At 60.6% G+C, this 20211-nt stretch carries 19 protein-coding genes; 7 read left to right on the top strand and 12 right to left on the bottom strand.

The genetic code is table 11. The features are described 5' to 3' along the window. The 4 genes from ABR948_RS15415 to ABR948_RS15400 form a co-directional block, all read left to right on the top strand. A partial coding sequence (locus tag ABR948_RS15415) for a UDP-glucose dehydrogenase family protein (protein WP_428119312.1) occupies positions 1-822 on the top strand: 822 nt, incomplete at its 5' end. A 52-nt stretch (positions 823-874) separates the two neighbouring features. Next, positions 875-1903, top strand: coding sequence for an NAD-dependent epimerase (locus tag ABR948_RS15410; protein ID WP_428119310.1), 1029 nt, complete (start codon positions 875-877; stop codon positions 1901-1903). Between the two features lie 205 nt (positions 1904-2108). Further along, a complete protein-coding gene (locus tag ABR948_RS15405; RefSeq protein WP_428119308.1) occupies positions 2109-2450 on the top strand; it encodes a hypothetical protein in 342 nt (113 codons plus the stop codon). A 154-nt stretch (positions 2451-2604) separates the two neighbouring features. Then, a complete protein-coding gene (locus tag ABR948_RS15400) occupies positions 2605-2844 on the top strand; it encodes an acyl carrier protein (RefSeq protein WP_428119306.1) in 240 nt (79 codons plus the stop codon). A 117-nt stretch (positions 2845-2961) separates the two neighbouring features. Here the strand turns inward: ABR948_RS15400 and ABR948_RS15395 are convergent, their stop codons facing one another. Together ABR948_RS15395 and ABR948_RS15390 are read right to left on the bottom strand one after the other, a co-directional pair. Beyond that, a complete protein-coding gene (locus ABR948_RS15395; protein ID WP_428119304.1) occupies positions 2962-4275 on the bottom strand; it encodes an O-acetylhomoserine aminocarboxypropyltransferase/cysteine synthase family protein in 1314 nt (437 codons plus the stop codon). Positions 4276-4630: 355 nt separating this feature from the next. Beyond that, entirely contained in the window at positions 4631-6133 is a 1503-nt protein-coding gene (locus ABR948_RS15390) for a porin (RefSeq protein WP_428119302.1), read from the bottom strand. A gap of 539 nt (positions 6134-6672) precedes the next feature. Here ABR948_RS15390 and ABR948_RS15385 point away from each other — a divergent pair. Further along, complete coding sequence (locus tag ABR948_RS15385) at positions 6673-6933, top strand: hypothetical protein (protein ID WP_428119299.1); 261 nt, start codon at positions 6673-6675, stop codon at positions 6931-6933. 102 nt (positions 6934-7035) lie between these two features. On the opposite strand, the gene ABR948_RS15380 is transcribed toward ABR948_RS15385, so the two are convergent. After that, complete coding sequence (locus tag ABR948_RS15380) at positions 7036-7410, bottom strand: hypothetical protein (protein WP_428119297.1); 375 nt, start codon at positions 7408-7410, stop codon at positions 7036-7038. A 196-nt stretch (positions 7411-7606) separates the two neighbouring features. Between ABR948_RS15380 and ABR948_RS15375 the strand changes: the two genes are divergently transcribed. Beyond that, positions 7607-8449, top strand: a complete 843-nt coding sequence (locus ABR948_RS15375; RefSeq protein WP_428119295.1) for an amidohydrolase family protein — start codon at positions 7607-7609, stop codon at positions 8447-8449. 17 nt (positions 8450-8466) lie between these two features. Here ABR948_RS15375 and ABR948_RS15370 read toward each other — a convergent pair whose 3' ends face one another. From ABR948_RS15370 to ABR948_RS15335, 8 genes are all read right to left on the bottom strand, one after another. Then, entirely contained in the window at positions 8467-9444 is a 978-nt protein-coding gene (locus ABR948_RS15370) for a substrate-binding domain-containing protein (RefSeq protein ID WP_428119293.1), read from the bottom strand. Continuing rightward, the gene (locus ABR948_RS15365; RefSeq protein ID WP_428119291.1) at positions 9413-10486 is read right to left on the bottom strand and encodes a hypothetical protein; all 1074 of its coding nucleotides are present in this window, start codon (positions 10484-10486) and stop codon (positions 9413-9415) included. Before ABR948_RS15365 ends, ABR948_RS15370 begins: the two co-directional genes overlap by 32 nt. A gap of 2 nt (positions 10487-10488) precedes the next feature. Further along, positions 10489-11913, bottom strand: a complete 1425-nt coding sequence (locus ABR948_RS15360) for an NAD(P)-binding domain-containing protein (RefSeq protein ID WP_428119289.1) — start codon at positions 11911-11913, stop codon at positions 10489-10491. 4 nt (positions 11914-11917) lie between these two features. Next, positions 11918-13426 carry an amidohydrolase family protein gene (locus tag ABR948_RS15355; protein WP_428119287.1) on the bottom strand — a complete coding sequence of 503 codons (1509 nt, stop codon included), beginning with the start codon at positions 13424-13426 and terminating at the stop codon, positions 11918-11920. Then, positions 13423-14340 carry a polysaccharide deacetylase family protein gene (locus ABR948_RS15350; RefSeq protein WP_428119285.1) on the bottom strand — a complete coding sequence of 306 codons (918 nt, stop codon included), beginning with the start codon at positions 14338-14340 and terminating at the stop codon, positions 13423-13425. Before ABR948_RS15350 ends, ABR948_RS15355 begins: the two co-directional genes overlap by 4 nt. Then, positions 14337-15530 (bottom strand): amidase, encoded by a 1194-nt coding sequence (locus ABR948_RS15345; RefSeq protein ID WP_428119283.1) that lies wholly within the window; start codon positions 15528-15530, stop codon positions 14337-14339. Before ABR948_RS15345 ends, ABR948_RS15350 begins: the two co-directional genes overlap by 4 nt. 8 nt (positions 15531-15538) lie before the next feature. Then, a complete protein-coding gene (locus ABR948_RS15340; protein WP_428119281.1) occupies positions 15539-17023 on the bottom strand; it encodes a 4-hydroxyphenylacetate 3-hydroxylase family protein in 1485 nt (494 codons plus the stop codon). Positions 17024-17395: 372 nt separating this feature from the next. Next, positions 17396-18256: an alpha/beta fold hydrolase gene (locus ABR948_RS15335; RefSeq protein ID WP_428119279.1), complete on the bottom strand. Its 861-nt coding sequence runs from the start codon at positions 18254-18256 to the stop codon at positions 17396-17398. 220 nt (positions 18257-18476) lie between these two features. On the opposite strand from ABR948_RS15335, the gene pqqA reads away from it, so the two are divergent. Then, positions 18477-18557, top strand: coding sequence for a pyrroloquinoline quinone precursor peptide PqqA (gene pqqA / locus ABR948_RS15330; protein WP_080900978.1), 81 nt, complete (start codon positions 18477-18479; stop codon positions 18555-18557). Positions 18558-18766: 209 nt separating this feature from the next. Here the strand turns inward: pqqA and ABR948_RS15325 are convergent, their stop codons facing one another. Beyond that, a complete protein-coding gene (locus ABR948_RS15325; protein ID WP_428119277.1) occupies positions 18767-19741 on the bottom strand; it encodes a helix-turn-helix domain-containing protein in 975 nt (324 codons plus the stop codon). Between the last annotated feature and the right edge of the window lie 470 nt (positions 19742-20211).

Genomic DNA, 20211 nt, shown 5'->3' with positions numbered 1-20211 from the left:
GAGGTCGGCGTGCCATTCGAAGGTCGGCGCGTTGGCCCCGATGCTGTACATCGGGCGATCGCGATAAGGCAGCGCCGAGGAAATGCCGCGATTGATGACCAGCGACAGTGCCACCACCACAAATACGCGGCAAATTCGTTTCTTGCGACCAAGATCGCCTTTATCAACGAGATCGCGGATCTGGCGGAAAAAGTCGGCGCCAATGTTCAGGAAGTCGCGCGAGGGATCGGGCTCGATAATCGTATCGGCCCGAAATTCCTGCACGCGGGTCCCGGATTCGGCGGATCCTGCTTTCCAAAGGACACCATGGCGCTGATCAAGACCGGGCAAGACAACGAAACGCCGTTGCGGATTATCGAAACCGTTGTCGCCGTCAACGATCAGCGCAAGCGAGCGATGGCCCGCAAGGTGGCAAATGCGATCGGCGGTAATTTGCGGGGCAAATCCATCGCCGTTCTGGGCGTCACGTTCAAGCCGAATACCGACGATATGCGCGATGCGCCGTCGATTCCGTTGATCACGGCGCTGCAGGACATGGGCGCGCGGGTTCGTGCGTTCGATCCGGTCGGCATGCCGCAGGCCAGGAAGGTTCTGGAAAACGTCACCTTCTGCGATGACGCGTATGATTGCGCAAAAGGTGCGCACGCGCTCGTGATCGTGACGGAGTGGGAACAGTTTCGGGCGCTCGATCTTGCGGAAATGGCGTCGATCATGGCGAGTTCGGTCATTGTCGACCTTCGTAACATCTACTCGCCGGAAGAAGTGATCCGAAACGGCTTTCATTATTGCGGGATCGGGCGGCCCAAACCGCTCGCTTACTAGCATCCCGGATCCCGGGCAGAGCGCGCATTCCCGCCACCGATAGGCAAATGTCATGAATGGTGGTGTTGCGGATCAGCCGATCCTGGTTACCGGAGCCGCCGGCTTCATCGGTTTCCATGTCGCGGAGCGATTGCTTGAAGCGGGGCGGTACGTGGTCGGGCTGGATAATCTGAATTCCTACTACACCCCGGCGCTGAAGCAGGCCCGGCTCGACATTCTGGACCAACATTCAGGTTTCAGTTTTGAAAAACTGGATTTGGTCGATCGCGCGGCGGTCGCGCAATTATTCGCGCGGTATCGATTCCCGGTCGTGATCCATCTTGCGGCACAGGCGGGCGTCAGATATTCGCTGCAAAATCCGCAGGCCTATGTCGACGCCAATCTTGCAGGCTTCCTGAATGTCCTTGAGGGGTGCCGAAGCAACGGCTGCCGTCACCTCCTGTTTGCGTCGTCTTCGTCGGTCTATGGCGCCAACACCCGGTTGCCATTTTCGGTGCATGACAACGTCGATCATCCGATCAGCCTCTATGCGGCGAGCAAGAAAGCGAACGAATTGATGGCTCATTCCTATAGTCATCTCTATCGGCTACCGAGCACCGGACTGCGGTTCTTTACGGTTTATGGACCGTGGTACCGGCCTGATATGGCGATGTCGATCTTCGCCAAGGCGATCGTCGAGGGCCATCCGGTCAAACTGTTCAATCGGGGTCAGATGCGCCGCGATTTTACCTATGTCGACGATGTAACCGAAGCCATCGTGCGTCTGATCGATCGCGCCCCGCAGGGCAATCCAGAATGGTCAGGCATGGCGCCGGATCCGGGATCGAGCGCCGCGCCGTGGCGTATCTACAATGTCGGCAATAACAGACCGGAGGATTTGACGCGGGTGGTGGCGCTGCTCGAGCAGGAATTGGGGCGTACGGCCGAGCGCCAGTTGCTGCCGATGCAGCCCGGCGATGTTCCGGCGACCTATGCCGATATCGATGACCTCGCCCGCGAAGTCGATTTCCGTCCCGCGACCTCTATCGAGGACGGCATTCGTCAATTTGTTGCGTGGTATCGGATTTATCACGGCGTGTAATTCTCCGAGGCCCATATGGGCTTTGGCGCACAAAGTTTAGCGGATTCCGGAGCGAGGCGGCGTTGAATGCGCTGCGGCAACGGCCCCCGCGCGCGTCCCGGTTCCATGTGGAGAACGGCCTTCTCTTCGCAGCGACAAAAACGGAATGGAAGATTTTTGGCAAAACGATAATTTGGCGGGGGCCATTCATAACAGTGAGCGGCAGATGTCGAACGACAAGCCCAGGGAAGTGAAACGCGCGACGGCATCGGAGTTATACCGGTCCCGGCACACGCAGGCATTGGCGGTGCAGCCGATTGGAGATGTCGTGGATCGACCGCGACTGCTTTCGGACCGGTGCCGTTCGCGGAACGGCCGTCGCGAGATTGAAAATGACGACATTGTCCTTGAGACATTCACGCTGCCCCTGGAGGCGGCGCGGCTCGAGGTCCGTGCCATTATCGATGATATTTCGCCGCGCGGTTACCAGAAAATCGTCGAACGCTGGCGGCAGCTTCCCGACGGGCAGATCGAATTCACCATGCGCCGCCTGCCGGCCACGGATTAGAGCATGATTCAACTGAGTTGAATCACGCTCGTCGTCCATATTCTTGTTTGAGCATGATCTTTTCGGAAAACCGGTTTCCACTTTTCCGGATCATGCTTCTAGATGAAGAGCGGATCTTGCGATGATGAAATGATCGATCGTGGAGGCTGGAACAATGCTCGACATTGCCGAACGCGCCAGGACAATCGTGGTTCACCAATTGGTTGTCGATCCCGACGAGGTGATCGACGGCGCAAATTTCATCGATGACCTCGGGGCCGACAGCCTGGACATGGTCGAATTGACGATAAAGTTTGAACAGGAGTTCGGCTTCGAGATTTCGGACGATGCCGTGGAATCCATTCTGACCGTCGGCGATGCCGTTAAGTTTCTTGAGAAGCATGCGGTCACGTAATGCCGGACGGCGTTGGCGGCGCGGGCCATTGCAGGCGCGGGCCGGCAGACATTGACAGGGATTTCCCTCGATGTCTGCCGGTTCGATTGTGCTTGCAGGCTGCCACGGGAATCCAGTTCAGGCAGCGGATGCAAGACGTCCTGCCGCGGCAAGTCCCTGCTCGAGATCCGCGATGATATCGTCGATGTGCTCGATGCCGACGGAAAGCCGCACGTAGCCGCCGGAAACCCCGGTCGCCAACTGGTCCTCCAGAGAGAGTTGGGAATGGGTGGTCGTCGCCGGGTGTATCGCAAGGCTGCGCGAATCGCCGATGTTGGCGACGTGGTAGAAAAGCTGCAGCGCATCGATCAATTTGCGCCCGGCTTCCCGGCCGCCGGCCAGTTCAAACCCGACCAGACCGCCAAACTTGCCCTTGAGGTATTTGTCGGCCCGTGCGCGTTGGGTTCCGGTCTGCCTGGAGGGATGGATCACGCGGACGACTTCGGGCCGCTTGGCAAGAAAATCAGCCACCGATTGCGCATTCTGGACATGGCGCTCGATCCGCAGCGGCAGGGTTTCAAGGCCTTGAATGATCTGGAAAGCATTGAACGGCGATAGCGCCGAGCCGATGTCACGCAGCAAGGTGGTGCGGGCCTTGATGATATAGGCGATCGGTCCAAGCGGCTTGACCGCTTCGACCCACACCGTGCCATGGTAGCTCGGGTCCGGCGTGTTCAGCGCCGGCTGACGTTTCGGAAAGGCCTCCCAATCGAAATTGCCGCCATCGACGATGATCCCGCCGATCGAGGTGCCGTGGCCGCCGAGATACTTGGTCGCCGAATACACCACGATTGCGGCGCCATGATCGAACGGCCGCACCAGCAGGGGCACGGCGGTATTGTCGACGATCAGGGGAATTCCGAGTTTTCGTCCGATCGCGGCGACTTCTTCGATCGGGAAAACCGCCAGCTTCGGATTCGGCAGCGTCTCCGCGTAATAGGCGCGGGTCCGGTCATCCGTCGCCTTGGCGAAATTATTCGGGTCCGAAGGGTCGACGAAGCGTACTTCGATACCCTGGTCCTTGAGCGTATTGGCGAACAGATTCCAGGTGCCGCCGTAGAGATCCGTCGAGCTGACGATATTGTCGCCGACGCGGGCGAGATTCTGAATCGCGAAGGCTGATGCGGCCTGCCCGGACGAAACCGCGAGCGCCGCGACGCCACCCTCGAGGGCCGCGACGCGCTGCTCGAGAACGTCGGTCGTTGGATTGCCGATGCGGGTGTAGATGTTTCCGAGTTCCTTCAAGGCGAACAGGTTCGCCGCATGCTCGGTGTCACGGAACTGGTAGGACGTGGTCTGGAAGATAGGCACGGCGACTGCTCCGGTCGCTGGATCGGACCGCCAGCCGGCGTGCAAGGCGAGTGTTTCAGGATGGGGCGTCTTGTTGGTCATGTTTCGGATCCTTCGAGGATGGTGGCTGCGACATCTCGCCGGATCACCCGCGCATCGCGGATGCGCTGCGGCGCTTCGGCGAAGCCCGGCGGATTGCCAGACCAAGCGTAACGCGATCACGACCAAGCGGCAGAGAAGAGTCAATCATCCCTGAAAAATAACAACCTCATTCTCCGGTTGCTGTTCTCGATGACTGCATTGTTTTGCAATCGAACGGACTGGTGAAGGAGATATTGCTTGGGTTTGGCAATCAGCCTTGCGTCAGCAGCAACAGATCGAAAAATTAAAATCAGATCACAAGAAAAGAGCGTGCCCAAACCTTGGTGTCGGGCACGCTCGCTTGCGTGGTCCTGGATCAGAACCGGAAGCGCAGGCCGACGCTCGGGTCGAGATTGTTGCGCACCAGATAGCCGTTCGACAGGCCGCCGTTCACGTTTGAGTACATGATGCCGAAATAGGTGTCCCACTTCGGCGCGAACCGCCAGTCGATGACGCCGGAGATCGCATCCAGGGTACCGCCGCATTGCGAGTGCGCCGCCGAACTGGCGACGCAGGTCGTGGTACTGGTCGTGACCAAATAGTCGTTCTGGATATAGTGATAGTAGCCGGAGGCGACATCGAGGTTGTCGGTGATGGAATATTTGGCGCCTAGCCACATGATCTGGAGGTGCTTGTCGCTGCCGCTGCCGGGCAGGCCGCTATAGGCCGTGCCGCTGATCGCCGTCAGCGGAAAGCCGGCGCCGACAAATGTTCCATTCGCGGCCTCGAGAGTCGTCGGAACATCGCTCGGCGGAGCGAAATCGATGTACTCGTAACCGGCATAGAGCTTCAACGGGCCGACCACGTATTTCGCAAGGCCGACCCATGCGGTGTTGTTGGAGATCGTCGCCGTCACGGTTTGGGCCGGGAAGGTGATCGGCACGCCGTTGGCGTTGGTCGTTCCGCCGCCGAGCGCCAGGCTCGCGGCATCCTTTTCATAGCTGAAGATGCCGTCGACCGAGAAAGTGCCCGGCCCGAGGTGCTGGATGTCGCCACCAAGCTGCAGCTGCACCGCGCCGTTGGCACCGTTGTCGAGATCATAGCCGCCGAACTGGTAGAGCACCGCGGCGCGGAAATCGCCATATTGGTACCGGTACTTCACCGAGGTGGTGGCGCGCGCGGTTTCCGTGATGCCTGCGCCCGAGGCCACGGACGAGAAGCCGATCTGCGAGAAAGCATAAGACAGCGCCAGTGGATCATACGCCGCGAGGCCGTCCAGCGTCAGCGAGTTCTGGCGGAAGACGGTCAGCGTGCCGTAGGTGGGCGAACTCACGCCGAGGAAGCCGACCGAATTGTAGATCTGCCCGCCGCGGCTGGAATCGGCATTGACGGACTGCTGGTTGAGCGGAACACCCTTGTTTTCGAACATGGAGCTGCCGCCGTTCGAGAGCTGCAGCGAATAGGGATCAAATCCGGCTTCCAACTGGAAAATAAACTTCCAGTCGCCACCGATACTTTCTGCCCCCCTGACGCCGATGCTCGACGCGCCAAGGCCGCTGGGCGCCAGCCCCCACATCGCCTGCCGGTTCATCTTCTGAATGCTGTAGGAAGCACCCTGAGGGTAATATCCGTTGAACGGAGCGCCGTGGGTCTGGTAGCCGACACCGGCGTCGATGGTGCCGTACACCGAAATGCCGTACCAGCTCAGCACGCAGTCGGTGAGAAAAAATTGGGAAACGCCGGTGCATGTCGCAGGTATCGTCGGCGTCACGAGAGGTGGCGCCTTGGTCACCAGGCCGACATCGGCCGCAAGCGCTCCATTCGGTCCAAACATAATTCCTGCGGCGAAGATCGCCACAGCCATACCGCTCTTCCGCATCTAGATTCTCCCCAACAAAGCAAAGCCCCAAAATTGCCATCGACTGGGGCATTCTTAAGCCTGCCGCCGACTGCAGTCTGTGCCGATCTGGCTCGCGGGCCATCTGCACGGCGGGACAAAGTATGGAGAGATGGAAATTACGTCACAAGGTCGTGTCGAGATGAAGTCGTCACACGAATATCTAAAGTTTACCGATTTTATAGAATAAATGTACTTTAGGCCGTCCCGTCGAGGCCCGCGGCGTTGAAACGCCCGTTGGCGCCGAATGAAATAGACCGGAACAGCGCCCCGCTTATTCCCGGCGGCGGCCAACCAAATTCAATGCGATTGTACGTTTCTGCCGCGCGCGCCCCAGGCGTCGTGCATAAGCGGAAAGGACGCTCGCGACACGTTTTGAGAACTGGATTTGAGACCTGAAATCGCGAGAATTCCCGCCATCGAGCATTCCCGCCATCGGCAATTCCGGGAATATCGATAGCTCCATCTCAGTCCTGTTACCGGAGGCAGCATGGCTGCCCGGATAACAGGAAGATGCGCGAATGAAAATGATTCTCGCCGTCGCGGTTGTTGCCGCGCTGATGGCTTCGCCGCTATTTGCCCAGTCGCCAGACGCCGAAGGACCACCCCACCCGGAGGCTTATCTGGAGCAAAAGAGGCCATTGCGCGGTGACTACCGGGGCCTCGATAGGGCCGCCTGGAAGCCCAATCAGCCCACGTCGAACCCGGACCCGATCAAGCAGGGGCCGTGCCTTACAGCCCCCGGTTTCTGTACCGACTATCATGGCGGTAATGGTGGCTGAAGCCAACAGTTCCGTCGCCCGTCGCGAACGGCTTCGAAATTGATTCAAGCCGGTGCGATCACGCTCTGAACCGGCGACAAAAGCGCAGACTGAACGAGCAGATCAGCCGCCATTATAGCCATGCTGCATGTGATCGTTGGTGAGTCCCGGATTTACCGTACCACCCGTCGTGCCGCCCTGGGTGATGGGGTGTGCGGTGCGCGCAGCCGCCTGGCTCGTGATGCGCCTATCGGGCATCATGTCCATGCTTTGGTACGAGCTGGGCGCGAGCCCTTGTTTGGCAACCGCGCCCGGAGGGTTCTGTTGCGCGCTGGCGATCGACACCATTGGTAACTGCAGAACAGCCGTTGCTACGACCGCAAGTGTCAAAATTCGAATGGGACGCGTCATTGGGCTCTCCTGGTCTTTGCGAAGCGGCAGGATCGCAAATGCGTTTCTGATATGGGAAAGCGTTGCCCCCAGGTTGCCCTGGATCAACTAAAATCTTCTTTAGGAAGCGATTTTGAGGCATTAAAAGCGCCTACATTCCAGAACCTTCGATTTGCGTGATCGCTGATCCCTGTGGGGGAGCCGTTGCAAGCGACCACCGGTGCCGACAGCGCCCGGCGCCTTTGCCCTCCGGGCACGAATGTGCTGCAATATCAAAGCCAGCCGCACACAGGAGTTGCCCCCGATGACGATTATCGATTCCCAGGTCCATGCCTATGAGGCGAACACGCCGCAGCGGCCCTGGCACAGTGTGCCGAACTGGCCCGATCACGTCACCGGGGACGAGATGGTGGCGGCCATGGACAAGGTCGGCGTCGACGGCGCGATCTTCATCTCCGCCTTTTCCATGTACCGCTACGACGCCAGCTATGCCGTGGAGGTGCAACGGGCCCATCCCGGCCGGCTCGCCATCGTCAAGCCGGTCGACCCGGATAATCCTGATGTGGCCGATGTCGTCGCCGACTGGAAGAAGACGCCGGGCGCGGTCGGAATCCGCATCATGCTGACGAAGGAGGCCAAGCGCAGGCCTGATGACCCCGGCCTCGACCGGATCGCGCGCGCGGCCGTTCGCTACGACTTTCCGGTCAACATCCTGTGCTGGGACAATCTGGACGCGGGCACCGCGCTGATCGATCGCCATCCCGACACGCGATTCATCCTCGACCATCTGGGCATCCTGCAGCCGCGCGTGCCGCCGGCGCCGCCGCAGCCCTGGAGTGATCTTCCGAAGGTGCTGGAACTTGCCAGGCGCCCGAACGTCGTGATCAAGGTCAGCGGCGCCTGCACGCTGTCCCGGGAGCCGTATCCCTTTGCGGACATCTGGGATCCGCTGGCCCGCGTGTTCGATGCCTGGGGTTTCGATCGCTGCCTGTGGGGCACGGACTGGACGCGCGCGTTCGCAGTCGTGAACTACGAGCAGGCCGTCGAGCCATTCCTCAAGACCAGCCGCCTTGATGACACCGAGCGGGCCATGCTGATGGGTGGTGCCTGCGCCAAGGCCTATGGCTGGTCACCGAAGAAAGGTTAGTACTGGCTGATCCTTCGCTAGGTTTTCAAGATATCCGGATCAGAAAACAATTCATCGGGCGAAAATGCCTTCGTGATCAGACCGTCCTCGACCATGTAGCGAATAATGACCTCCAGCATGGCGCGGTTTTTCGTCAATCCGACCGACCAGTAATCGCTGCCGAGCTGCTTTTCCGTGGCAATGAGGTTTTCGAGTTGCCACGGCAGCATCGTGCACAGCGCGGCGGAATCGAACAGCCTTGCTCTGGCGATGGTCTGAGCCTGCTCGAAGGCATTGAAGACGGCCAGCATCAGGCCGGGGTTGGATTCGGCAATGGCCCGCTTGACCGCGATCAGATGCATGGGTGGGAAAATTCCGGTCTTCAAATAGTAATCGAGCTCCGCCTGCATCGGGTTCTCGAACAGGCGGCTCACCGAATTGGAAGGCCAGGTGCTGGGCGCGCGCGCGGTATACAGCGCGTCGATTTCGCCCTCCGCCAGCAGAACGGCCAGGCTTTTGTCGTTTCTTTCCTCATGCCTGAATTTCTCCGGATAGAACTGCGGATGCTCATCGCCGGTGCGCGCCGTCTCCAGTCCGCCCGCGACATAGATCGGCGAGGTGCGCGCCAGTCCGAAATGATCCTGGAAGATGCCGCGCAGCCAGACCGCCGCGGCCATATCGAACACGGGAACACCGATTCGCTTGCCCGCGAGATCGGCCGGCGTCTTGATTCCCTTTGCGGTGTTGACGAACACGCAGGAGAAGCGGAAATGCCGCGAAGGAAACACCGGCACCGCGCTATATGGCCTGTCCGGACGCTCCAGCGATCTCAGATAGGATGAGAGCGGAAATTCGCAGCAGTCGAACGTGTGCTCGGTCAATTGCTGGTTGAACAGCGCCTGAACGCCCAACATCGTGACATCGGCGGCAATCCCCGCGATCGAAACCTCTCCGCTCGCGATCGGCCTGGTCCGGTCGGAGTCGCTAACGCCTACTTTCAACGGCAACGCGGTCATTACTTCTTCTTCCTTCGACGTGGAGGGGATTGTGGGCCAGTCGCCTGACCAGAACATCCAGCAGTTCCGGCAGAGCGAGGGGAGTGGCGTTAGCTCCGCCGCGCGCGTAGATCGCCGTTGCACGGGCAATGTCGATCTTGAGGCGACGAGACAGACGCGCAATGGCGTCCTTGCAGTCGTCGGGTATCGGAAGGCAGGCGATCCGCTGTTCGGTCTGGAGGTGATCGTTGGCACCGGTCAACTCGATCCGCCTGGCGCCCACCTTTCGCGACGTCGGGACGTGGTGGAAGGCACGTTCGTCGCGTGCCAGCACAAAGCTGCGGTGGGTGAGCCCGGGAGCAACCCAGGAAATTACGTCGTCATAATTGCGGCCGATCCGGGCAACGACTTTGGCCAATATTCGCGCCATCTCGTTATGCATGACGACATACTGCCGGCGCTCTTCGTCGCCCCATTTCCAGCGGGTCGCTGACATCCGAACCGCGGTCGAGTCCGCTCGCCATGGCGACACGGCATTGCCCCGGTTCTCGAACAGCCCGGGATCGTCATACGCGACCGCCGGAGAAGCCTTGCCGCGAAACTCGGCGATATGCTCATAGGGAACGATCGCCATCGGCTCCGAGATCACCATGCGGTGCAGCACCGTCCCGCGATCGTCGATCAGCGGCGACAAATTCAGGACCTCGGGCGAAAATGCCGGTTCGAGCCGCGCCTGCAATTCCTGGGGCAGATACAATCGCCGCGACGGCCTGTATCCTTCATCCAGCAGCCGCTGGTTGATCGCCAGATGTTCGGTGGAAAAGGGATAGGGTTTGGTCTTGGTGCAGGGCATGAACAGCAACACGCGGCGTTCGGCCTCGGGAAGCTCGGGTTCATAGTCGTTCTGAATAAAGTCCATCCACTCGGCGATACGGGGATGCCGCAGGGAATCGACATTGTCCTGCGGACAGTAGAGACACAATGTCTCGTCGAGCTGAAACGGGCTCTGGATCTTCAGCGCCGATTCGAGCACGCGTTTGGACCGATCCTCAACGCTTACCATGATTAATTATTCCCCGGGTCCAGTTCCTGCTCGTCATAGTCGCGCAGCGATTGCAGATGGGTATCGGCGTCTTCGACGAACAGCGCGCGACCGATCCCTCCGGCGATCCGGTCTACGCCAAATTTGAGCGCGGAAATGCCGGCCGAACAGGCGAGGCTGGGCATGGCGGCAAAGGTGTAGCTGAAGATATCGGTCAGAAAGGGCGCCGATCCCGCGACTTTTTCCGTGAATTGAAAACTTGGAGACAAATATGGATAGCTGCCGAGCTGCGGATGCTGCTCGTCGTCCGCGGGAGAATAGCGGTCGGACCAGCGCGCGATCCTGTCGTGGAAGCGCGCCAGTTCCGGCCGCGCGGCGAGATCGACGGCAAATCCCGTCCCCGCGATCAGGAAATCGAACGCCTCGGTTCCCTGCGACGCGGTCAGGAGAATCTTCTGATCTTTGAATTCGACGCGTGCGAGCGGACAGCCGAGCCGCATCGAGAAATTACCGTGACGGGCGCATCGGTCGAAGGTTTCCTGCGGAGGAGGCTGGTTCATGTCGAAGATGATCTTCATGAAGCGCCATTTTCGCGCGTCGTCCAGATCGCCGAAATGGCGCAGAAAGCCGGCAAACTCCATCCAGCGGTTCGGATTGACGGTCGGAAGCCGCTTCCTGCGGACGAAGAGCTGGACCGCCGCCGCGCCGCTTTCGAGCGCCATGGCGGCATTGTCGAATGCTGACGCGCCGGCGCCGATCACGGCGACTGTCTTTCCCGCCAGCGCCGGAAAATCGATCGGCTCGGAGGTGTGGGCATAGGATTTGCGGGGCAGCGCCTGCGTGATCGCCGAAGGGACCACCCAGCGGCCGCATCCTTCGATTCCGGTCGCCAGCACGACTTTACGGGTAAGCAATCGCTGCGAAACACCGCCGACGGTCGCGTGGACCGCGAGCAGACCGTCGTCCAGCGGCTCGATGTCGGTGACCTCGGCCTCGCTGCTCACATCGATGCCGACGGTCTTGCGAACCCACAACAAATAGGACTGCCACTCCTCGCGCGGTATCCTGTTCAATCCCTGCCATGATTGTTCGCCGAAACGTGCCTGCCACCAGGCGCGGGCCGACAGGCTGGGGATGCCGAGATCCGGTCCGGTTACGATTTTCGGCGTGCGCAGCGAATGCATGCGGGCAAATGCCAGCCACGGTCCCTCGAGACCTTCCGGATTCCTGTCGAGCACGCGCAGATTCGTGATCCGCTCGCGCAACAGCCGGAATGCGATCGATATTCCGCTCTGGCCGCCGCCGACAATGATGACATCATGCACGACCATACCGTCGCGGGTGCCGGCGACCGTCCACGGCCGTGCCGGGTAGCCGAGACAATCCAGTTCAAAACGAACGCGCTGCTCCAGTTCGGCGAGGCCGGAATTTGTTGGCGGTGTGAGCATGAGGTTACTTCCGCCCCGGCCTGATGTACCGCTCGATCGCCAGCGGCTCGTCGGACATTGATTGGGCAAAGGCCACGACATGCGGCTCGAGCTGGCCGGCGAGCGCCCGCGCCTGGCCCGTCGCCGCTGAAAGCCTTGCGACGCTGTCGCGAACGCGGCCGCGCAGCTCAATCAGGTCGACCGAAACGACCTTGCGATCGCGAACCTTGAATACGCCGCCAACCATCACATCAGTCACCGATGCCGAATCGGCGCAGGTAACCAGTTGGTTGACGGGGTCGGCGTCGGGAATGAAATCGACATGGCCGAGATCGAACAGGACCAGATCGGCGCAGGCACCTTGCTTCATTTGACCGCAGGACTCCAGTCCCAATATTTTCGCGCCGCCCAGCGTCGCGAGCCTGATGATCTCGCTCGCGTGCAGCCAGCCGTCGCGCGGGCCGGTAAATATCCGGGCGCCAAAGGAGGCCAGCCGCATCGCCTGCAGCATGCTCAGCGAATCCGAGGAATTGGCGCCGTCGGTTGCCAGGCCGACATTGATGCCGCGCGCGAGCATGGGCCTGACATAAGCGACACCGGATCCCAGCCTGAAATTGCTGGCGGGGATGTGGGCGATGGAGCAGTGATGTTGCGCGAGCAGATCGAGGTCTTCGTCGTCGAGCCACACGCCATGGGCCGCGGTGAAACGCGGCCGCAGCATTCCAAGGTCGGCCAGATAGCGAACCGCAGAGCGGCCGTAGGTCTTGCTGGCGACGACCGCCTGCAGCCGGGACTCCGCGATATGGGTGTGGATCGCAAATCCATGCCGGTCCGCGATGTCGATGCAATCCCTCAGAAAGCGTTCCGAGCAGTGATGCGGAATCGTGGGCGCGATGGCGATGCTGATGTTCTCAGGCATATCAGACCGTGCGGCCGCGATAGCTTCCACGGCTGCGATGGTTTGCTCACCGCTTGCCAGGTCGAATTGGCCGACGGTATCGCGCAAATGTTGTGGCAGCGCGGCGGCCAATCCCGGGATCGACTGAAACAGGGTTTGATCGGCGACCATCGGTGCCAGCACCGCGCGCATGCCGGCATCGGCGTAAGCTTGGGCCGCGGCCTTGAAGCCTTCTTTGGTCGGCCGCGGAAACTCGTAGACAAGGTCGAAGCAGGCGGTGCAGCCCTTCGACAGCATGTCCACGGCGCCGAGCAGCGTGGATAGATAGATGGTTTCGGGATCGCGCGTCCCGGCCAGCCACGGCCCGTTGGTGAGCGAGGCTTCGAGGGTCCACGCTTCGGCAACGCCTTTCATGAGGTTGGCGTGGCCATGGGTGTGGGCGTTGACGAGTCCGGGAAGGATCAGGCGATCACGGGCATCGTGCCGCTTAACAACGCCGGGCAAATCCAGCGTGCCGGGCGCGCCGATCCTGGATATCTTGCCGCCTTCGATCAACAGGTCCTTGCGATCGGCGTTTCCTGATGAGGGATCGACGACAAGCCCTCCGGTCAGCAGCAGGCCGTCATCAGCCGTCATCGATGCCGCTCCGGGGGATGCGTTTCGATCCAGTGGCGGGCAATGTCGGTGCGGCTGGCGAACCAGATGCCTTGATGCTGCGCGGCGAAATCGAGAAACCGCATGACCGCCTCGAATCTCGCTGGTTGTCCCGAAACCCGGCTGTGCAGGCTCACCGTCATCATGCGTGGGCTGTCAGCGCCTTCCGCATAGAGCACGCGCAGCGCCGAGCAGAGATGATCGTGGAAATCGTTGGCGGTGCCGAGTTTGGCGGTGGCCAGCCGGTTGTCATTGTTCGTGAAGCTGTGCGGAATGACGAGATGCGGCCGTTCGCCGACCTCAACCCAATAGGGCCAGTCATCGGCATAGCTGTCGGAATCGTAAAGCAGGCCGCCATGTTCGACCAGCAGCGCACGGGTATTGCCGCTGGGCGAGTAGCGGCTTTGCCAACCGGACGGCGAGCGTCCGGTGGTCCGTTCGAGGCCGGCGATGGCGCGCGCGATGGCGTTTCGCTCTTCTGGTTCGGTCAGCAAGAAGTGCCGGATGAAGCGATCGCCATGGCAGCAAAGGTCGAAGCCATGTTGCCTGATCGATTCCGCCATTTGCGGATTGCGCACAAGCGCCTGGGCGCAGGCATTGACCGTGAGCGGTATGCTTCGTTGCGCCATCAGCCTGACGATCCGCCAGAAGCCGACCCGCGAGCCATATTCGAACAGCGATTCGGCAACGAAATCCCGGCTTCCCGCGGGCACCTCTTCGCGAACACCATCGGTCAGGGCAGTTTCGGTGGCAGCGTCGCCGTCGGGGATCGACGGCTCGGCACCCTCTTCGACATTGAGGACGATCACGAGGGCGAGGCGCGCGCCGTTCGGCCAGCGCGGATCGGGCGGCCTGCTGCCATAGCCGATGAAATCTCGTTCGTTATTGGCCCTCATGTTGCGTGCGCAGCCACGGATGAGATATTTCCGATCTTTTCGGCGAGGTCGAGCAGCCGCTGGTCTCCGCGCGGGCCGGCGATGAGAGACAGGCCGACCGGGCAACCGTCGACCAGTGCGGCCGGGATATTGATCTGCGGCAGCCGGCACAGGCTCGCCACGCAGGTGAGCGCGAGGGTCTTCTCGCGGAACTCGATCTGTGCGGATACCGGCGCATCGCGCAGCGGCGGGAGATCGTGCGCGGTCGGCAGCACCAGAACGCCGTCGTCGCCGAGCAGCGCCACCAGCCGATCGGTGAGGGCCTCACGTCTGACGACGGCGGCCGCAAATTTGGCCGGATCGACGTGTGACGAGAGTTCGATACGTTCCGCCACGGCGGGGCTGAGGGTGCGCCCTGGCATCTTGCCCCAGGCGCCAAGTGTCGACCACAGATCATAGAGCTGCAGCGGTCTGAAGGTGTCGAGCCAGTGGTCGACGCCTTCCTTGAAAAGATTAACCTTGGTCATATGGCCCAGCGATTTCGCGACCGGGAGAAGCGCTTCGCCAATCGGATGGGTCGGGATATCGAACGCGTCGCTGGCCAGCAGGAAACGTACGGGCCTCGAAGCTGCGATCGGACCAAAGTAAACTTCGCCGACGCGCCTTAGGGTTTTCGCATCGCGCGCGAGCCAGCCAACGGTGTCGAAGCTCGGCGCCATCGCCATGATGCCCGCCACCGACAAGCGACCATAGGTCGTGCGCAAGCCGTAGAGCCCGCAGAAACTTGCGGGAACGCGGATCGATCCGCCGGTGTCGGTGCCGAGCGCAAAATCGCAGAGGTTAGCGGCCACTGCTGAGGCGGAGCCGCTCGAAGAGCCACCGGGAACGCGGGTGGGGGCCTTTGGATTGATCGGCGTGCCGAAATGCGGATTCATTCCGAACATTCCGCAGGCGACCTCGTCTGTATGGGTCTTTCCGATCAGATGGGCGCCGGCCATCAACGGCACCAGCACAGCAGGCGCGGTAGTCACGGCCGGTTCGGCATCGCGCAACCGATCCGGATTGCCCCAGGCCGATTTGTATCCGGCAATATCCATGAGGTCTTTCGCCGCAAAGGACAGGTCGGCGAGCGGCCCCTCCTGGACCAGCCTCAACGAGGCGGGGCCATGCTCGACAAACGCCAAACGCCTGATTTCATCGACACTATGCATGATGCCAACTACTCGGCCGCGTTGGGAAGTTTTCGAGCGGCTTCCGGCAAGCCGTAGGAGCCCATGAACCGGTCGACGGGGTCCTTGACGCCGTCCCAATCGAAAAACCGGAATGAATTTCCGCGCGTCACGAACGGCGCGCCGGAGTAGAACATTTCATATTGCAGATGACGCGAGCCGAATTCCGAACCGACGGCGTCCCATGCGAGCTTCATCAGCTTGACGCGCTGTTCGGAACTCGCCACCGGCGACCGCTGCGTCTTGTGAATGATGGCATTGGTTTCCGGCGTGGCGAAATCGGCATAGGATGAAGGCACCATGATCATCCCACCGCCTGACAGCGAGCGAATGGCTTCAGCGATCTCGGGATAGGTGGTCTGCGCGATGACCTGGGCGGCGCACAGCATGGCCCGGTCCGGGACGTAGAATTCCCCGAAGTTCTCGCCCTTGATCTCCATCGCGATCACGAGGGCTTCGATGTTGCTGACCTTCGCGGCCATCAAGCCGAGGGTTTCGCGCACCTGGGGATAGTTGATGATGTTGTTGGTCTCGGCGATCTTGCGCGCCAGTCCGAGCATGAACCTCAGCTTCACCATCAGGCGGACGATGCTTTGATAGTTCTGGAAGACATGGGCCCGGCTGTCGTGCCACTGGGCCTGCGCCATCTTCAGGTCCTTGAAGACGAAAACACGGTCCCAGGGAATCTTGACGTCGTCGAAGTGAACCATGGCGTCGTTCTCGTCGAAGCGCGACGACAGCGGGTAATCGAACACCGATGTCGCGTTGTGTTCGTAACTGCGCCGGGACATCAAGGAGAGGCCCTTGGCGCCGAGCGGGACCACGGCGGTGAAGGCATAGGCTTCGTCGCCGGCCTGCAAGGCCTGGAAACCCGACACCAGCAGTTCGTTCGCCATCACACCGCTGGTCGCCAGCATTTTCGCGCCGCGGATCGTGATGCCTTCGCTGTCCTCGTCGACAACGGAGGCCACGAGATGCGGATCGGGTTGTCCGCCCGCCGATTTGGCCTTGTCCGATTGCGGGTTGATGATGACGTAGGACAGGAAGAGATCGTTGTCGCGGGCGTATTGAAAATAGGATTCCAACGCGGCCGCGCGAGCTGGATCGTAAGCGCGGAACGCCGCCAGGCCCATCCGGAAACCGGCCAGCGTGGAGGCGACGTGGTCCGGCGAACGGCCGATCATGCCGCATGACAGCTCTGACCATTTTTCGATGGCCTGACGGCGCCGGACCAGATCGCCATAGGTTTTGGGAAGCTGCCAGGCCAGATTGACCCGCTCGCCGCTGGTCGGCGATTGGAACGTCATCTGTTCGAGATTTTCCGGCGCGGCCTGATAATCGTAAAGGCTGGCGGCTGTGCCGACGACGCCGCGAAAGCAATTGTCGGTCGTCACATCGGCAACCCTGCGGCCATCGATATAGATGGACCGGTTGTCGCGCAGACTTGAAAGATAGGCTTTTCCGTCTTTGGCCATGGAGGACTCCGCAAATATGCTGGAATCCGACGCCAGGCATTTACCCATTGCAGCCGGAATTGTCGTGAAGATTATGGTCGAGCAGGAAACCCGGTCAAGCCAATCCATTGAGCAGCACGAATACGCTCGCTATTGACTTTTTGGACCTCGGCGTGAGCGTGTGACTAGCGATTGAGCATAAATATTTCAAAATTAGGCAGCCCCAGAGCGCTGGCCCATTGGCCCGACCGGACATCCCGCATCGAAGTTAAGTGGCGGTTATCAAGGCGGAAATCGTCCGCCCGGCCGCGACGCCTGTCATGCGCCAGGCCGGCGCTGGCCACCTTTCGCCCGCCTTGCGATCGGGTCGCGAATCCGGGTCGCGATCGGTGATCAGGTTGCCTTCTTGTGCGCGAGCCAGCGGCCTGACTCCGCCGCGAAAAACAATTCGGCCAGCGCGGCATTGAACGCGGCAGGCTCTTCGCTCGTGACGTTGTGGCCGGTACGCGGAAGGACCAGAAGTGCTGCGGTCGGCGCCACGCGTTTGAGAAAGAAACTGCCTTCAAGGCACGGCTCGTCGTCGTCGCCGACGATGACAAGCAATGGAGGCTTGAAGCGCCTCAGGTCAGCTTCCATTTCCCCCAGCGTCGGGCGCTTGAGCTGCACGCCGAACATGGTGAGCGAATGGCCCAGCGCGGAATGCTCACCGAGCATGCGCGCGAATTCGGACCAGCCCCGCGGATCCTTGTTCTTGTGCGCTTGACGCATCGGCGCATCGGCGTATTTCGCGGCGGCCGACTTGATGCCTTCTTCGGCAAACATCTTGCCGGTTTCGGCAGCCTGCAGCTTCATGGCCGCGGACCGCTCGGCATCCGGCAACGAACCCCAGCCGCATCCGGCCGCGACCACCGAAATGCAGCGTTGCGGCGCATGAATGCCGAAATGCAGCGCGGTGTAGCCGCCCATCGAATGGCCGACGATGTGAGCCTTCTCGATCGCCAAACCATCGAGCAGGGCGGTGATATCGTCGCGCGCGATATCCTGGCTGTAGCGCGCGGGGTCTTCCGGCACGTCAGAGGGCGGATAGCCGCGCTGACTGAAGGTGATGCACCGGTGCGAACGCGCGAAATGTCTGAGCTGCGGTTCCCAGGTCCGGTAGTCGCCGGCAAATTCGTGGACGAAAACGACAGCGCTGCCTGTCCCGACCTCTTCGTAATAAAGTTGGGTGCCGTCAAGCGCCTGGACGTAGGGCATTCCGTCTCCTGAGCCCTAAAGAAATTTTCGGGCAGCGTCCAATTCTAGTGATCGGGGTTCAGTTGTCCAAGAGAGAAATCGCTTTGTCTCGGAGAGAAATGTCGGCTGTCAGGCATGGCCCGCAGCTGTTCGACGCTCGATCTTGCGCACTTGCGCGATGTCGGGCGTGGTCCTAGGTTCAATTTCGGCGTGGAGTTCGCGCCAAACCTTGGAGGATGGAATGACCTGGAAGACTCCTAAAATTGTCGAAGTCGCGGTGGGCATGGAAATCAACATGTACGCCTGCGCAGCGCGCAAATAGCAAATAGACTTGTATCGAAACGATCGGCCCGGCTCGATCGACAATTCTCGCATCGAGCCGCGGCTGTCGCGCTGCCAACGACTTCAAAACATCAAAACTTTAAAATTTCGCACCCACGCCAGACCGTCCTTAGAGGCCTCACGCGAATCAAAATTGTGCGGGGGCTTGAGGATCGTGCGGCGCATGATTCAACCCAGTTGAATCATGTTCTAGTCGCACGGAAAGTCCGGGGACAGGACACCCTGCTGCGCTTTGTGAATCGCGGAGGGAACAACTCCGAAATATTCCCGGAACACGCGGCTGAAGTGCGACGAACTCGAAAAGCCCCATGAAAATGCGACGTCCGTGACGGTTTTTCCGGGCTGGGCCTCCAGCTCCTGGCGGCAGTTCTGCAATCTCGCGTGCCGGATGTAGTCGCTGATGGTGGTACCCCTGTCGCTGAACAACATGTGCAGATAGCGCTTGGTGCAGTGCAGCGCCGCCGAAATCTGGTCGATCGAAAGATCCGGGTCGCGCAGATGTTCGCGGATGAAGAATTGCGCCCGGATATACATCGCCTCGGGCCCGACACGGTCGAACATCGCCTCGGGCTCGCGAAGCGGCAACAGCAAGAGGTCGATCAGCGAATCGGCTACCCCGATCGCGTTGTTCGGCGACAGCTTGGTCGCTTCGTCGAACGCGGCATGGACAAAGTCATAGGCGATCCGGCCGGTGCCGGTGCGCGCCGAGAGTTTGCATGCCGACATCTTGGCCGAGCGGAAGCCGCGTTCCTGCAGCAGTTCCTTCGGCACGATGACGACATCGTGTCGCGTCAGCGTTGGACTGACGATCGTGTGCGGACAGGAGACATCGTAGGCGAGACAGTCACCGGGCGCGAGCTCGATGCGGCGGCCGCTCTGCTCGAAATGCGAGATCCCGTAAGTCTGAAAATGTATCTTGACGAACGGATGGCCGCCCAGTTTTGCGCGCGAGGCGGTATGCGCAAGCCGATGCTGGCTCGCCTCGATCTGACAGAGCTTCAGCTTCGAAACCGTCGTGTAGTTGATCCGGCCTTCGAATGACGAAGCTTCCAGGGGATCGATGTCGAATTGGCCGCAAAGATCGGTCAGTGCATCTGACCAACATTGGATCTGCTTTTTCGGCGTCAATCCGGAAGTGTTGAGTGAATGGACCGTGTCGGACATTATCGAGCCACCGATTTGAGATCAAAAACATGACCGCTTGCCGCGAGCGGCCTCGAGTCATGATGGAGCGACTTTTACCTCAATTTAAGGCGGTCTTGGGATTTGAGCAGCAGGCTTCCTGACATCCCTTTGATAATCCTCCGACTTAGTTTCAGCGCCGTCAAGGGGAACCTCAACCAAATAAGGTCACGCGCGGAATGGGACAAAATGTCTGACGCATCGCAGCATGGAGTCGCGCCGCCTGCGAAAATCACGGGCGCCGGCCAAATAGTTCGCTGTGTTTCGCTTTCGCGCAAACGCACTTCTCTCTTAGGCAAGTTTCCTATTCGCGAAGCGGGTAGGAGTAGAGATGAACACAACTGAAAAGTGGACCGTTTTGACGGAACCGCTTCGTTCACAAATGGGAGGATTCACTATGCGCAAGGTGCTACTCGCGACCGGTGTCAGCCTGCTGGCTTTGCATGGATCGG

The sequence above is a fragment of the Bradyrhizobium sp. genome (assembly GCF_050014615.1).
GTDB lineage: Bacteria > Pseudomonadota > Alphaproteobacteria > Rhizobiales > Xanthobacteraceae > Bradyrhizobium.
Note: the sequence above shows the minus strand (reverse complement) of the source record. Positions and strands in the feature narration are given on the sequence as shown.

Bases quoted from the DNA above. Each gene is read 5' to 3' on its own strand.
- ABR948_RS15410 (WP_428119310.1), top strand. From the start codon at position 875: ATGAATGGTGGTGTTGCGGATCAGCCGATCCTGGTTACCGGAGCCGCC.
- ABR948_RS15405 (WP_428119308.1), top strand. From the start codon at position 2,109: ATGTCGAACGACAAGCCCAGGGAAGTGAAACGCGCGACGGCATCGGAG.
- ABR948_RS15400 (WP_428119306.1), top strand. From the start codon at position 2,605: ATGCTCGACATTGCCGAACGCGCCAGGACAATCGTGGTTCACCAATTG.
- ABR948_RS15395 (WP_428119304.1), bottom strand. From the start codon at position 4,275: ATGACCAACAAGACGCCCCATCCTGAAACACTCGCCTTGCACGCCGGC.
- ABR948_RS15390 (WP_428119302.1), bottom strand. From the start codon at position 6,133: ATGCGGAAGAGCGGTATGGCTGTGGCGATCTTCGCCGCAGGAATTATG.
- ABR948_RS15385 (WP_428119299.1), top strand. From the start codon at position 6,673: ATGAAAATGATTCTCGCCGTCGCGGTTGTTGCCGCGCTGATGGCTTCG.
- ABR948_RS15375 (WP_428119295.1), top strand. From the start codon at position 7,607: ATGACGATTATCGATTCCCAGGTCCATGCCTATGAGGCGAACACGCCG.
- ABR948_RS15370 (WP_428119293.1), bottom strand. From the start codon at position 9,444: ATGACCGCGTTGCCGTTGAAAGTAGGCGTTAGCGACTCCGACCGGACC.
- ABR948_RS15365 (WP_428119291.1), bottom strand. From the start codon at position 10,486: ATGGTAAGCGTTGAGGATCGGTCCAAACGCGTGCTCGAATCGGCGCTG.
- ABR948_RS15360 (WP_428119289.1), bottom strand. From the start codon at position 11,913: ATGCTCACACCGCCAACAAATTCCGGCCTCGCCGAACTGGAGCAGCGC.
- ABR948_RS15355 (WP_428119287.1), bottom strand. From the start codon at position 13,426: ATGACGGCTGATGACGGCCTGCTGCTGACCGGAGGGCTTGTCGTCGAT.
- ABR948_RS15350 (WP_428119285.1), bottom strand. From the start codon at position 14,340: ATGAGGGCCAATAACGAACGAGATTTCATCGGCTATGGCAGCAGGCCG.
- ABR948_RS15345 (WP_428119283.1), bottom strand. From the start codon at position 15,530: ATGCATAGTGTCGATGAAATCAGGCGTTTGGCGTTTGTCGAGCATGGC.
- ABR948_RS15340 (WP_428119281.1), bottom strand. From the start codon at position 17,023: ATGGCCAAAGACGGAAAAGCCTATCTTTCAAGTCTGCGCGACAACCGG.
- ABR948_RS15335 (WP_428119279.1), bottom strand. From the start codon at position 18,256: ATGCCCTACGTCCAGGCGCTTGACGGCACCCAACTTTATTACGAAGAG.
- pqqA (WP_080900978.1), top strand. From the start codon at position 18,477: ATGACCTGGAAGACTCCTAAAATTGTCGAAGTCGCGGTGGGCATGGAA.
- ABR948_RS15325 (WP_428119277.1), bottom strand. From the start codon at position 19,741: ATGTCCGACACGGTCCATTCACTCAACACTTCCGGATTGACGCCGAAA.